The sequence below is a fragment of the Actinomycetota bacterium genome, assembly GCA_030684515.1.
In the GTDB taxonomy this organism is placed as follows: domain Bacteria; phylum Actinomycetota; class Actinomycetes; order S36-B12; family S36-B12; genus UBA11398.
Genome location: JAUXVJ010000028.1, coordinates 16014 through 30358, shown reverse-complemented (window position 1 = coordinate 30358; position 14345 = coordinate 16014). Strand labels below are relative to the sequence as shown.

14 protein-coding genes are annotated in these 14345 nt (G+C 58.6%); 13 read left to right on the top strand and 1 reads right to left on the bottom strand.

Translation table 11 applies throughout. The features are described from left to right. Positions 1-319: 319 nt before the first annotated feature. From Q8M73_12240 to Q8M73_12220, 5 genes are all read left to right on the top strand, one after another. Positions 320-1336, top strand: coding sequence for an aromatic ring-hydroxylating dioxygenase subunit alpha (locus tag Q8M73_12240; GenBank protein ID MDP2289320.1), 1017 nt, complete (start codon positions 320-322; stop codon positions 1334-1336). A gap of 44 nt (positions 1337-1380) precedes the next feature. Next, positions 1381-2319, top strand: coding sequence for an ABC transporter substrate-binding protein (locus Q8M73_12235; GenBank protein ID MDP2289319.1), 939 nt, complete (start codon positions 1381-1383; stop codon positions 2317-2319). Between the two features lie 68 nt (positions 2320-2387). Next, positions 2388-3335 carry an amino acid ABC transporter permease gene (locus Q8M73_12230; GenBank protein MDP2289318.1) on the top strand — a complete coding sequence of 316 codons (948 nt, stop codon included), beginning with the start codon at positions 2388-2390 and terminating at the stop codon, positions 3333-3335. Between the two features lie 8 nt (positions 3336-3343). Then, positions 3344-4096, top strand: coding sequence for an amino acid ABC transporter ATP-binding protein (locus tag Q8M73_12225; protein MDP2289317.1), 753 nt, complete (start codon positions 3344-3346; stop codon positions 4094-4096). Positions 4097-4109: 13 nt separating this feature from the next. After that, complete coding sequence (locus Q8M73_12220; GenBank protein ID MDP2289316.1) at positions 4110-4952, top strand: hypothetical protein; 843 nt, start codon at positions 4110-4112, stop codon at positions 4950-4952. Here the strand turns inward: Q8M73_12220 and Q8M73_12215 are convergent. Continuing rightward, complete coding sequence (locus tag Q8M73_12215) at positions 4945-5781, bottom strand: UbiA family prenyltransferase (protein ID MDP2289315.1); 837 nt, start codon at positions 5779-5781, stop codon at positions 4945-4947. The genes Q8M73_12220 and Q8M73_12215 overlap by 8 nt on opposite strands. Before the next feature lie 116 nt (positions 5782-5897). Here Q8M73_12215 and Q8M73_12210 point away from each other — a divergent pair, with 116 nt between their 5' ends. The 8 genes from Q8M73_12210 to Q8M73_12175 all read left to right on the top strand — a co-directional run bounded on the left by Q8M73_12210 (position 5898) and on the right by Q8M73_12175 (position 14319). Next, positions 5898-6797, top strand: a complete 900-nt coding sequence (locus Q8M73_12210; protein MDP2289314.1) for a hypothetical protein — start codon at positions 5898-5900, stop codon at positions 6795-6797. A gap of 40 nt (positions 6798-6837) precedes the next feature. Then, positions 6838-7353 carry a TlpA disulfide reductase family protein gene (locus tag Q8M73_12205; protein ID MDP2289313.1) on the top strand — a complete coding sequence of 172 codons (516 nt, stop codon included), beginning with the start codon at positions 6838-6840 and terminating at the stop codon, positions 7351-7353. A gap of 52 nt (positions 7354-7405) precedes the next feature. Continuing rightward, positions 7406-8065, top strand: a complete 660-nt coding sequence (locus Q8M73_12200; protein MDP2289312.1) for a hypothetical protein — start codon at positions 7406-7408, stop codon at positions 8063-8065. Between the two features lie 264 nt (positions 8066-8329). After that, a complete protein-coding gene (locus Q8M73_12195) occupies positions 8330-9748 on the top strand; it encodes a sugar porter family MFS transporter (GenBank protein MDP2289311.1) in 1419 nt (472 codons plus the stop codon). A 150-nt stretch (positions 9749-9898) separates the two neighbouring features. After that, entirely contained in the window at positions 9899-10396 is a 498-nt protein-coding gene (locus Q8M73_12190) for a hypothetical protein (protein ID MDP2289310.1), read from the top strand. A gap of 313 nt (positions 10397-10709) precedes the next feature. Further along, positions 10710-11825 carry a glycosyltransferase gene (locus tag Q8M73_12185; protein ID MDP2289309.1) on the top strand — a complete coding sequence of 372 codons (1116 nt, stop codon included), beginning with the start codon at positions 10710-10712 and terminating at the stop codon, positions 11823-11825. After that, positions 11825-12853, top strand: coding sequence for a glycosyltransferase (locus Q8M73_12180; GenBank protein ID MDP2289308.1), 1029 nt, complete (start codon positions 11825-11827; stop codon positions 12851-12853). The genes Q8M73_12185 and Q8M73_12180 overlap by 1 nt, the downstream gene beginning before the upstream one ends. Beyond that, positions 12850-14319: a glycoside hydrolase family 130 protein gene (locus tag Q8M73_12175; protein MDP2289307.1), complete on the top strand. Its 1470-nt coding sequence runs from the start codon at positions 12850-12852 to the stop codon at positions 14317-14319. The genes Q8M73_12180 and Q8M73_12175 overlap by 4 nt, the downstream gene beginning before the upstream one ends. The last annotated feature ends 26 nt before the right edge of the window (positions 14320-14345 follow it).

Genomic DNA, 14345 nt, shown 5'->3' with positions numbered 1-14345 from the left:
CCTTCACGATGCAAAGGTGCATTGTGAAACCTGGACACGAACGCGGGCTATACAAGAAGCAAGGGGGGTCTAGTCCTTACCGATCGCCGCAGACCGCGGCCGATATTCCTCGCCTGAGAGTCAACTGCGAGTATCGCGGTGACTGTCGATATTGACAGTGACACGAATAGCTGGAATAAGCAAACCCATTGGGATTATTGGACTCTTGCGCGCGTCAGCCAGTACTCGGGTAAAGAATATTCAGTTGACGGCTCGTCTCGGCTCATTTGTCGCGCCGAACACGGAATCATGTGCGTAACGCGAAGGCAACGGAGGGTTCATGTTCATTCTGAATGCTTGGTATGTGGTTGCGTGGAGCAGCGAGGTCACGCGCGAGCCGGCGCGCAGGATTGTGTGCTCGATTCCGGTTGTGCTGTATCGCGCGATCGATGGCACTGCAGTGGCTCTGACTGATCGATGCGCGCACAGGGGATTCCCGCTCTCAGCTGGCACTGTTGTGGGCGATGCAATTCGCTGCGGGTATCACGGTTTCACATACGACGGCGCTGGAGCATGCATTGGCATTCCTGCGCAGGAGCGCATCCCTGCGGGCATGGCTGTGCGAGCTTTCCCGCTCGTTGAGAAGGACGGGTGGCTCTGGATCTGGCTGGGGGACCCTTCCGACGCCGATCGGGCCAAGGTCGCGGACACCCATTGGATGACTGATGAGTCCTGGGCCACGGTCACGCACACTGTCGCTATCGCTTGTCGCGCCGAACTCGTGCACGACAACCTGCTCGATCTCACGCATGAGTCATTTCTGTACACATCGACGGTGGGGGATGAGTACATCGTTGACTATGGAGTGAGTGTTGAAGTTGACGGCGATGTCGTCTCTGTCGACCGCCTGATGCCAAGCGTGCAAGCGCCACCGCTCTATGCCCGAACGATGCAGACCGAAGGGCTCTTCGACCGCTTTCACTGCACGGAGTTCCACGCCCCCAGCTTTCATATCCTCCATTCGGGCATCACCGGAGAAGGCCGTCCACGCGAAGAGGGTCACCTCATCAAGGTGCTCAACGGCATCACTCCGGTGGATGAGTCCACATGCATCTACTTCTATGCCTTCAGCCGAAATTTCGCCGTTGATCAGCAATGGGCGACCGAGGAATTGCAGACGGGCCTCGCCACGGTGCTGGAGGAGGACAAGAATGCCTTGGAATTGCAGGAAATTGGCTTACAGTCTCGCCCAAGCACTGAACGTGACCGCCTCATTGCTCAGGATGCAGGCATCGCGAGAGCTCGTCGTGTGATGGCAGGACTTCTCGATCGAGAGAAGGCAAGTCCCAGGGGGTAACCCCATTGTCCGGGCACAGTGCCCGAACGCGAGAAGGAGGATCCATGCTCGGATTGCGCAAGACACAGTTCGGCGCCACGATGGTGCTCGCTGCGTCGCTGGCACTGACTTTGGCTGCCTGCAGCAGCTCAGACTCGGCGTCAACTGACTCATCACCGGCACCGGCCGAATCAAGCGTGGCATCGTCAACAACATTGACTGTTGACCCCGCCATTGTCGCCCTGCTGCCGGCGGACATCGCATCAGCTGGAACGCTGAAGATCGGTACCGAGCTTGGGTACCCCCCGATGGAATACATCGAGGCTGATGGCGTCACGCTGACCGGCTTCGACATCGATATGGCCAATGACATTGCCACCTTGATGGGCCTGACTCCTGAGATCAAGAATGCGACATTCGATTCGATCATCCCATCGGTGCAGAGCAATCGCTATGACTTGGGCATCTCCTCTTTCACCATCAATCCTGAGCGCATGAAGCAGGTTGACTTTGTCTCCTATCTCACCTCAGGAGATTCCGGTGTCGTTCCAGCGGGCAATCCAATGGGCATTGCTCTTGACGCCTCTATGTGTGGCACCAAGGTCGGTGTGCTGAAGGGCAGCACGCAGGAGACCGTGACGATTCCGCAATTGGTCAAGATCTGCACAACTGCGGGTTCACCAGAGCCAGCAGTCACAGTGATCGCAGCCTCTGACCAGATGCCTATTGCTCTTGCCAGCGGACGGGTTGAATCGCTGATTTCGGACACGGCCAATGCGGCATCCATTGCCCAAGGCTCAGATGGCAAGTTCGAGGTCTCAGAAGGAACGCCGCTGAACTCGGTTCTGCTTGGCGTGTTGATGAACAAGAAGAGCGGCCTCGCGCCAGCGGTGCAGGCGGCGATTCAGTCGCTCATCGACAGTGGTCGCTATCAGGAAATTGCTGAGAAGTACGACCTGGAGACGAGCACGTTGACGACGGCCGAGATCAATCCGAAGTCCTAGTCATCAGCGATGGTGGGCGGCGCTGAGTGCGGCGCCCACCATCGGCATCTCACAGGGGAGGAGCAGGCATGACCGAGCCGACTGAACCGATCAAGGCCGTGCCTGTTCGTCACCCGGGTCGGTGGGTCGCCACCGCGGTGATCCTCGTGCTCGTGGCCATGTTCTTCAACATGGCTGCCACCAATCCCAATTTCTCATGGGATGTGGTGTGGGAGTTCTTGTTCAACAGCCAGATTCTCAAGGGAGTCTGGGCCACCATCTGGATCACGATTGTGGCGATGATCGTCGGCGTTGGCCTTGGCGTCTTGTTCGCAGTGATGCGGCTTTCGCCGAATCCGGTGCTGTCCAACGTTGCGATGGCCTATATCTGGTTCTTCCGAGGAACCCCGGTACTTGTCCAGTTGATCTTCTGGTTCAACCTCGCAGCTCTCGTGCCGATGCTGTCGATCGGGATTCCCTTTGGTCCGACGTTCGCCAGCTGGGACACCAATGACGTCATCACACCCTTCATGGCAGCGCTCTTGGGGCTTGGCTTGAATGAAGGCGCGTACATGGCCGAAATCGCCAGAGCTGGTATCCAGTCTGTTGACGAAGGCCAAGGGGAGGCATCGTCAGCACTGGGCATGAGCCGGGCAAAGACCATGCGGCGCATCGTGCTGCCGCAGGCCATGCGCGTGATCATCCCGCCGACCGGCAACGAAGTCATCAGCATGCTGAAGACCACGTCGCTTGTCAGTGTGGTCGCCCTGCCAGAACTGCTCTACAACACGCAGCAGATCTATGCACGTACCTACCAGACGATTCCACTGCTTATCGTCGCGAGCATCTGGTACCTCATATTGACCTCGATACTGACCATCGGACAGTTCTACGTCGAGCGGCACTACGGACGCGGCACCTCCAGTCGAGTCGAACGGTCGTTCTGGAGTCGCTGGCGCCAGATGATCTTCAAGTTCCATCAGCCTCCACCCCCGCCGTCCACGACAGTGCTTGATCCGAACAGCGGTGTGCGATGAATACGCCAATGGTGAAGAGCCAGGGCGTGCACAAGCGCTTCGGTGGACTTGAGGTGCTCAAAGGAATAGATCTTGAAGTGCAGCGCGGTGAGGTCTTCTGCCTGGTGGGGCCCTCAGGCTCGGGCAAGTCAACCTTCCTGCGCTGCATCAATCACCTGGAGAAGATCGACAGTGGTCGCCTGTCCGTTGATGGTGAGCTCGTGGGCTATCGAGAAGTCAATGGCAAGCTGCATGAACTTCGCGATCGCGATGCAGCAAAGAAGCGCCGCGAGATCGGCATGGTCTTTCAACGATTCAATCTATTTCCGCATATGACAGCAATGCAGAACATCATGGAAGCTCCGCTGCGTGTCAAAGGCGAGCCAACTGACCGCGTGCGCGAACGAGCGCGAGGCTTGCTGGAGCGCGTTGGCCTGGCCGACAAAGCCAACTCCTATCCACGTCAGCTGTCAGGAGGTCAGCAGCAGCGCGTAGCGATTGCGCGAGCGCTGGCGATGGAACCAAAGTTGATGCTGTTTGACGAGCCAACCTCCGCCTTGGATCCTGAATTGGTCGGCGATGTGCTTGACGTCATGCGGCAATTGGCCATCGATGGCATGACCATGATTGTGGTCACTCACGAGATGGGCTTTGCGCGCGAGGTCGGCGACAGCCTGGTCTTCATCGATGGAGGCGTCGTGGTTGAATCGGGGCATCCGCGCGATGTGCTGGCCAATCCGCAGCATGAGCGCACGAAGGCATTTCTTTCCAAAGTGCTCTGACGAAGGGACGGTCATGATTCGACTCAGATTGCCTGCTTTCGCAACTGCCGCGCTGGTGTCTGCTGCACTGATCGTTCCTGTCGCCGTCGCTGCGCCCGGCGGCATACCCAGTCCGCCGCCAGCCTCGCCTGCGGGTGCAGTTCCTTCAGTGCGCACTCAGGCCCCGGTCGCCGCTGGCTCCGCTGGCCCACTGCTTGCTCAGGCACAGCAGGTCTATCGGACGATGACGCAGACGCAGTACTCGCATAAGTACACGATCAATCCGACGAAGGGCATCTACATCTGGGACTGCGTCGGATTCACCAATTGGGCCTTGCAGCAGGCCACGCCAAATGCCTGGGCCGCTTTTCACAGTCAGATGAATGTCCCCACGAACGAGTCCGGCTTGGTCTCGCTCTGGGCCAAATTCCTGACCGGAACTCCGGGGCCCGCTTGGAGTGCAGTGAGTGCGGTCTCGAGTCTGAGCGGTGGCGAATTGATGGTGATCCCTGGTGAGATCGTGCTCAATGGTCAGGCGCAGTACGGCTCCGTGAAGGGTGGGGTCTCCTACCCTGGGCACGCCGTGGTCATCGCCGGCCCGCCATTGAGACTCTCGGATGGTTCGTACGCGGTGTTCGTCTATGACTCCACTGCGGTGCCGGGGCATGGTCAATACGACTCTCGCTATACCGATCCGCGTGCGCTACCGATGGCAGGCACGACGAATAAGTATTCGGGTACTGGCTATGGCACGATGCGCTTGACTGTCAATGCAGCTGGAGCACCGACTGCGGTGTACTGGTCGGCAAACGCCAAGAGCCCGATCATGTTCCAGAACCAGCCAGTAGTTCCGGTTCTTGCCCGCCCCCTCAACTGACGATCGAGACCTCTGTCAGTAGGAGCAGTGCGACATCGGCGAGTGCCAGGAGCAGGATGGCCTTGAAGAACAGCGATGATCTGAAATAGCCGACGCCACCGATGACGGCGCTGAGCACAGCCGTCGCCGTCGCAACCGTCGGGTTGGCATCCCAGAGTTGCCACACCAGCAAGGCTGTCCCTAGCAGGAGAAGTGCGAGTGCGAGCAACTTGCTGCCCCGTTCACCAAGTCTGATTGCAGCGCTTGTGTGTCCGTATTCGGCATCGGTCGATGCATCCTGCGCGGCATTTGCCAGATGTGCGGCCACGCCCAGTGCCATGAACACCGCGATCGACCACAGGGCAGGACTTTGTGCCGGATCCAGGCCTTCGGTGATGAATGGGGGAATCAAGCCAAAGGCAATTGCATACGGGAGCCAGGACCAGGTTGTTCGAGAGAGTCGCAAGTTGTACGCCCATGCCGCAAGCAATGACAGCACATGAAAGCCACCAGCGACTCCCGCTGCCGCGAACGATGCGAGCACACTGATCGTGAGCGCTCCAGCTGCGCTGCGCCACAGCAACTGAACGCTGAGAGCAGATGCAACGACCGGCTTGTCCAGACGCGCGGCTGCCAGATCCATCTGCGCGTCGTGCGCGTCATTGCTCCAGCCAACGCTCAACTGCCCGGTCAACATGGCCAGCACGAAGATCGCGAGGGAGGTCGACTCCCATCCAGTGCGCCAGGCCAAAGTCGACACCACGATCGTTACGGCAAGCGCTGGCGCAGGATGGCTTGCAAGTGCGAGCAGGATGCACATGCGAGCAAGAGCGCGCGCGCGGGTCAGCATCCCCGAACCCTTGCATGTCCGGAGGCAGGCCGCTCTAGATACTCGCCGGACACCAAGGAGCGCTTCGCCCTACGCTGCTCCCGTGCGTAGTTCGCCTGAGAATGGGAGAAGTGACGATGTCTGACGCCGAGAAAGATGCCGTGCAGTTAATCGAGCCTGGCTACTTCCATCGCCTTGGCCTAGCCGCTCGGATGGAGGATGCCTATGTCCCCTGGCTGAAGCGGGTTCTGGGCGCAGTCGAGATCGATTCGAGCATGCGACAGGTGCAAGGCATTCCATTTGGGGCTATCGGGGAGCGAGCATCCAATGAGTCGGGTGCAGCGAAATCAGAGATGCTTTGGCTTGGAACGATGCCGATCTGCATCTTCGCCGCAGACGACGAAGTTGGACCACTTGGTCATTTCGTTGCCAGAAACGGGCCAGGCCTTCATTCGGTGGCTTGGACCGTCAACGACATCTGGAAGACCGAGTCTCTGCTTCGCCGAGCTGAGTTGCGCATCACTGGCGTAGACATTCAGGGTCGCCACTTCTTCATCCACCCAGCCGACACGGCCGGATTACTGATTGAGATCACGGACACCGAGTTCACCCACGATCCTCGAGACGCTGCTGATACCGAGCCTCCGCGTTCGACTGCCAGTGTTGTGCAAGGGGCTAATCTTGCATGGCTGACCGTGGCCGTTGCAGACCCCGCGAAGTCGGCGGAAGTGCTGAGCGATCTCATCGTTTCGACTGTGGTCCAGGGCTTGCCTCGGGCCGCAGGGGAGGAAGTCGTGGATCTTCAGATGAACGATGTCGTGATTCGTCTGGCAAGAAGAGCAGCCGATGATGTGCGTCGCGATCAGTTCGATTCCTTCTGCCTGGCTGTTCCAGATCTTGACGACACCATCACCAGACTTGAAGCTGACGGAATCACCATTGTCAGTCGCGAAGGCAATCTCGCGTGGACGAGCAAGGAGGACACCCTTGGCATGAAGATCCAGTGGGTGCAGGCCTCGGAGTTGCCCAATTCTTGATCCAACGAGAGTCAAGCGCTCGCTTCTCACCCTGATGTGTATGGCGCTGCTGCTCACCGCCTGTGGTCGTGAACCTCTTGGCGCTCGCGTGTCTGAGGAAGTCGGAGTGACCACGTACGCGCCAAGCGACCGCGTGGACCTGCCGCCCATCGCTGGGCAGACCCTGGGTGGTGCGCCACTGTCGATCACTGACCTGCGCGGCCGCGTAGTGGTCTTGAATTCGTGGGCTTCGTGGTGTGAGCCATGCAAGCAGGAAGCGGCAGCGCTGGTGGCCGCTTCGAACACCCTTCAGCCGCGGGGAGTTCGGTTTGTCGGGCTGAACGTCACCGATGAGGAAGCTTCTGCCAGGCAGTACACATCCAAATACGCCATTGCCTATCCGAGCATCGTGGATGCCAAGGGCACGAAGCTGGCCTCCATTCCTGGCGTCCCCCCGGGTGCACTGCCCAGCACCCTCATCATCGACATGCAGGGCCGAATAGCGGTCCGAATCATCGGCGTGGTCAAAGAGCCCGCATTCTCTGAGCAAGTACAGGCTGTACTAGCAGAGGGTTGATCCCCGCTGAAGGGGGTAGACTTCTTTCACTCACGGATTTGGAGGATGAGGCGTGCGCAAGGTCTTGGCATTGCAAGTCGGCACCGTCGCTAGCGGTGTCCTTCTGGCGATGACTCTTGCCACGCCCGCTGTTCAAGCTGCCTGCAATGACTACGGGCAGCCACCTTGCCCGGTACCCACTGTCACGCCTGCGCCACCCTCACCCGGCCCCGCGCCTACACCTACTCCAACGCCAACGGCGACGCCGATCCCTATTCCCACCTTCACGCCTGAACCGGTGGAAACAACTAATCCTCAGCAGGCCGAGGTGCTCGGCGGAGGCTCAATTATCGTGTTGAGCCAGGAGGCCGCCGAGTCGGCTCCCCCTCGCTTGGTGCTGCAGCCGCTGGGTTTCACGACTGAGACGGGTCAGGTTGTATTGATGACCAGGCTGGAGGCCGAGCAGATCATCGTGCAGTTCTTGCAGCCCCGGGTGAGGTACCTGTCGCAGATATTCGCGGATGGCAGGTGGTCAACTCTTGGCAACACCACTGCCAATGCCAAGGGTCAGCTTGTGCTGCCGGCAATACGCGGTATGAGACTTGGGCTGTATCCGCTACGGACCATACCGGGGAGCGCATCGGCCAACGGCAGGAAGGTCACCAGGTTCTTCACTATTGACATCGTCAGAGACAAGGAACTCGCGAGCGCATCAGCGCAACCCAATAGGTAATTCAGGCTCGCTGCAAGACTCCGAGTAGTTCCTCGTACTGCCCAATGAGAAACGCCGTATCTCCCGCCTGCAATGCAGGTTCGCGTCGCATTCTGCGGCTATTAGTTATGTCCTGACCAAGCCAAGGGGCGCCCCAAACTCACAGTTCGAACTTGCCTGATACGAGGCCGGATTCCTTCGTATTTCAGGGCTCATCGCACGTTCCCGTGTTCAGGTCTTCCTTCCTTTGCTTTACTGCCATCACCATCCACGCAAGGAGCAGCAATGGAGAAGGACTACCGCACCGGGCGAGTCATCGGCTTAGCGGCAACCGCAGCTCTGGGCGGGTTTCTGTTCGGCTATGACTCTGCAGTCATCAATGGTGCCAAAGGAGCGATTCAGAACACTTTCTCGCTCGGCGACTTTGCCATCGGCTTGGTCGTCTCCATTGCACTCATTGGATCCGCACTTGGTGCGTGGTTTGCTGGTCGGTTAGCAGATCGCTTCGGGCGTCAACCTGTCATGCTGATGGCCGCTGCACTGTTCATGGCGGCGGCAATTGGTCAAGCCTTTCCGTTCTCGGTCTATGACCTGGTCTTTTGGCGCTTTGTCGGTGGCGCGGGCATTGGCGTGGCTTCTGTGATGGCCCCGATGTACATCTCCGAGATCGCACCGGCATCGATGCGCGGACGGATGTCCTCGCTGCAGCAATTCGCGATTGTCATCGGAATCTTTGCTACCAGCCTGGTCAACTACCTCATCTTGAATGCTGCTGGTGGCAATGCCCAGAACGATTGGCTCTTTGGACTGCCCGCGTGGCAGTGGATGTTCCTGTCGATGGTGATTCCGGCCCTGATCTACGGCTTGCTCGCTCTTCGACTGCCGGAATCTCCGCGGTACTTGGTGCAGCGAGGAAAGGATGAACAGGCGCGAGCAGTGCTGCGTCAGATCTACACCGTCAATCCGGATGCACGGGTGGACGACATCAGGGCCTCGATGGCAGGCGACCAGCAGTCCTCCTTCGCGGACCTGCGAGGTACTCGCTTTGGATTGATGCCCCTGGTGTGGATCGGCATCATTCTGAGTGCATTGCAGCAGTTTGTCGGCATCAATGCGGTCTTCTATTACTCGAACACCATTTGGGAATCGGTTGGCTTCAGCGAGGATCAGGCGTTCCAGACTTCCCTGATCACCACTGGCGTGAATGTGGCCTTCACTGTGGTCGCCATTGCCCTCGTGGACAGGGTCGGCCGAAAGCCGCTGCTTCTGGTGGGATCGGTCGGCATGGTGATCACTCTTGCGATCCTGACGTACGTATTTGGCACCGCGCCAATAGGGGCAGACGGCAACCCAGTTCTCACGGACGGTCCCGATGTGGTGGCAATGCTCTCGTTCAACATCTACGTCGCGTTCTTCGCAGCGACGTGGGGACCTGTGGTCTGGGTGCTGCTTGGTGAGATGTTCCCCAACCGAATGCGCGCTGCCGCGCTTGCGCTCGCCGTCGCCGCGCAATGGACAGCCAACTTCATTGTCTCCACAGCATTCCCGCCGATCGCGGGCAAGAGCTTGGGAATCGCCTACGGAATTTTCACCGTCTTTGCACTGCTCTCAATTCCATTTGTGATGCGAAAGATCAAGGAAACAAAGGGAATCGAGCTGGAAGACATGGACGAATTGGAATCCAGTGCTCTCCTGCCGCGCTGACACACGCACCACGACGCGGAGCCCAATGTCAATAGGTTGGCAGATTTAAATGTCGGTTCAAACTCACAGCCATTCAAGGGTGCGCTTCTGGCATAAAAGGGGTTGAATGAACGCGTACCGATCGAAGTGTCAGATCGAGAAGGAGTGATCATGTCTCAGCCATCCTCCGGCAAGTCCCGCCTGAGCCGCATTGCGGCCAAAGAGGTCCCGCATCGCAAGTCCGACAGATTCTTTGCTGCGAAAAGTGAGGTGAAATCCTCCTGCGAGCAATTGACCCTCGATGTAAAGCGCTCTGCGCTCCATGATGCGATGAAGACAGATCTGCTCCAAGCCGTTGATCGAGTGCATCAGCATTTGCACGAAGTTACTGAAGACACCCCTGGCGGCCGCAACGAGATGGTCGAGCTGGAGAAGCAGGTCGAGCACCTGCAGTTGGCTGAGAAGTGGGCCAACGCCGCTGCGCGCGTCCTGGATCGCCTTGGCGTGGGTGGCGACAAGGCTTCGCGTGATGCGGTCCTTGAGGCTCAGGACGCTGTGATGTGGTGCGTGCGCGCTGACCAGTGGGACGGGCAGTTGACTGCGGCGCTGAGTGTGCTGACGTCTGCCGTTCAGGAGGCCGAGGCACACGCTTCACGCGTGACCACCTGATTTGTCGGTAGTTCCTGTGTCGCATTCTGGCGTGCGCTGTACCGCGTGCGTCGCAGTTTGATTCACGCGGTACATGGGCCAGAAATTCCAAGTTAGACTCAAAGTGCATTGAGCACCTTTCGCCATCGTGCGATGGCGTCTCACTAGGGAACCAACAGAGTTGCGAGCCCCAGAACCCGGCTTTTTCAACAGTGGCTTGAGTAGGGCCGCTGCAGATGTCAATCGCGTGCTCACAGATCCCTGATCTGGGAAGTTGGCCGTGATTGGCTTGAGAAGCCAGGAGTCGACAGTCGTGGATCCAAGAATCGTAATGTTGAGCACGTTCCCACCCACGCAATGTGGCATCGCCACGTTCGCGCACTCACTGTCGGGTGCCATGACCGGTGCCGGGTCTGTTGTGGACGTTGTCCAACTCGTGCAAGAGCCATCCTTCGGGCGGCCCGATTCAGTCGTGCACCAACATCGAATCTCCGCAGACACCGGGCGCACTGCTCAGGTTCTCAATGGATACGACGTCGTCGTGCTCCAGCATGAGTTTGGGATCTACGGCGGCGAGGATGGCATTGAATTGCTGGACCTTCTGAGTCTGGTGAGAGTGCCGATCATCACGGTGATCCACACCGTTCTCAAGGCACCCACGCTGCGGCAGCGATGCATCCTTCAGGCGCTGATTGCCGCTTCCGCTGCCATGGTGACGATGACCAACATCGCTCGCAAGAACCTCATTGGGCACTACGAAGTCAGTCCGGATGCGGTTCACGTCATTCCACATGGTGCTCCTGATCTGAGACGAACCACAAGATTCGCGGAGGCATTCGCGGGGCCGCGCATGCTCACCTGGGGCTTGATCAGCAGCGGCAAGGGCATCGAATGGGGCATTGAGGCACTGGCGAAACTGAGCGATATCGATCCGCAGGTTGAATATGTGGTCGCCGGGCGCACGCACCCGAATGTGGTCGCCTATGAAGGTGAGCGCTATCGCGAGAGTCTCATCCAGCTAGCCAGCGACTTGGGCGTATCCCATCAATTGCGTCTGGTCAATGAATACCTGGACAATGAAGCCCTGGCTGCTCTCATCGCCTCCGCCTCGATATTCCTGCTTCCATACGACTCCAAGGACCAGGTGACGTCTGGAGTACTTGTAGAGGCAATGGTTGCGGGTGGACCAGTCATCGCCACTCGATTCCCTCACGCGATTGAGGCACTCGGTGGCGGAGTTGGGAGTCTTGTCGAGCAGAAGAATGCGGATGAGATTGCCTCTGCGGTGCGCATGATCCACAACGACCAGGAGCATGCAGCACATATGCGAGCACTCACAAGTGCAGTGAGCTTGTCGTACTTGTGGCCTGCGGTTGCGGAGTCCTACTTGGGTCTTTCGCACACCGTCTGGAGCAAGCCTGCACATGCCAGCGCACTAGCCATCGCCTGATGATGCCCAAATCCACTCAATTGCGCAGTAGGCCCAACTTCGCGCATCTTCTCTCCCTTTGCGATGAGCGTGGACTCTTCGAGCACTGTGACTATGACCAGCCTCGTCGCGAGCATGGATATTGCGTGGACGATGTCGCCAGAGCGCTCATTGTGTGTGAACGCGAGCAGACAACTGACGCGGGCTTGTTGAAGGTCATGGACATGCTCAGCAGATTCATGGTGCAGGCTCAGCAATCAGATGGCCGAGTGATCAATCGGTGCGATGTCTTTGGGGTGTGGCATGGCGAGGCCTCCACCGATGATCACTGGGGCCGAGCACTGTGGTGCTGGGGCAGTGTGGTGCGGTGGGATCGCAGCGCAGATCGAGTGCGCGAGGCCTACGACTGCTTTGCCAAGTCGGCGGCGCTTCGAAGCCCACATCCGCGATCCATGGTCTTTGCCGGACTTGGCGCAATCGAGTTTCTTCGCGCTTACCCGTCCAATACCCACGCGCACGCACTGCTTGATGATGCCTTGAACAGCATCCCTGCAGATCTCATTCCCGACCAGCTGTGGCCCGAGCCAAGGCTGACGTACGCCAGTGCGGCATTGCCCGAGCTGCTGATTGTGGGTGGCGACTTCTTCAAGCAGGGATTTGTCGTCAGGCGAGGACTGGCAATGCTGAAGTGGCTGATGGATCTGCAGACAAGACAGGGCCATCTATCCGTGATCCCGGATTCTGGGTGGCAGCTCGGAGACAGCCTTCCGGCATTTGATCAACAGCCCATTGAAGTTGCAGCGCTAGTGGATGCCTGCGCGAGCGCATTTGAAGTAACCAAGGATCAGTCCTGGTTGGAAGCGATCGTATTGGGTGCGCGCTGGTTTGAAGGCGACAATGACACGTCTGCTCGCATGTACAACCCCGACACCGGTGCCGGCTTTGACGGGCTGACTGCAACCGGTATCAATCTCAACTGCGGGGCCGAATCCACATTGGCCTACTTGTCAGTCATGCAACAAGCAAACAGGGAGCGCCCAATCAAGTGAAGATTCCGGTTCGAAGATCAGATGTCATCCTCCGTGGGGATCCTCAGCGGGTGATCAGTCGGATCTTCATTCCTGGGGAGGAGGAGCTCATTCGTGGCACATCAAGGGCACGGGATGTGCTTGATCGCTGCTTGAGCCTTTCGGCCACGCAGGTCCATGAGGTCCTGGCCGAAACCTTGGCCAACTTCTCCGGGCGACATCGTGACTTGGAAGAGCAATTCGAGCTGCACTACTCAGCGGTGCAGCATCTGATCCCAGATGAAGACGCAATCGACATTGAGCGCAAGCGACTGATCGGCGCCTATCTCACACAGGAGTATGCCGTCGAAGCAGCGGCGTACTTCAATCCCTCAATCGTGGCACATCCCGATCAATCGGCATTGGAACCCGATCAACTGCGATTCGTCATGAGCGTCCGAGCAGTGGGGGAGGGACATATTTCGACCCTGGCCTTTCGGACGGGAGTGATCGACCCCGATGGCAATGTCCAGGTGGACGCGGCCTGCGCTTTTGCCACGACGCGAGCACAGCGCTACACCGTGCTGCGCAATGAGCTTGTGCAGCAGTCCGCCATCGATGCAGGTATTGATTCAGCAGACCTGCATTTCGTGCTTGGCATGCTCCCTGACAAATTCACGCCAGAGGATTTGAATTCGAGTCTGAATCTCTTGAAGTCGCGACCCGAACGAGCCGAGCATCCGGGCGACATCGTTGACAGCCTCCAGGAGATCGCGCGAAACAGCTATGAGGTCGACTTTGAGGACGACACCGTGTTGAGCGAGCGGGTCCTGTGGCCCATTGCATCCGACGAACGTCGAGGCATCGAGGATGCTCGCTTTGTGCAAGTTGCAGATGAGCTGGGCAAGACTGCCTACCGCGCTACCTACACCGGTTTTGACGGCACGAATGTCGTCTCTCGCATGCTCGAGACCGATGACTTCCGGTGCTTCTCGTCCTTGAAGTTGACCGGCAAAGCGGTGCAGAACAAGGGAGTCGCCTTCTTTCCCCGACTCATTGGCGGTCGGTACTGCGCCTTGTCACGCTGGGATCGTGAGTCCAACTCCATCGCCTATTCCGATGATGGCTACCACTGGGACGAGATCAGCAGCTTCCAATCTCCTAAACAGCCATGGGAGTTGATCCAGATCGGCAACTGCGGCTCGCCCATTGAGACCGAGGCCGGATGGCTGGTGATCACCCATGGCGCTGGGGCGATGCGGCAGTACTCAATCGGCGCCGTCCTGCTTGACCTGGAGGATCCGTCAATCATGATCGGGGCGCTGTCCAGCCCACTGCTGACGCCAAATCCTGATGAACGCAATGGCTATGTGCCCAATGTCGTCTATTCCTGCGGAAGTCTGGTGCATCGGGGCAAATTGATCATGCCCTATGGATTCAGTGACTACCGAACCAGCTTCGCGACGATGGAACTGAGCGATGTGCTTGCGGCGATGGAAGAGGTGTAGCCGCGCCTACACGCGAGCCTTGCGCG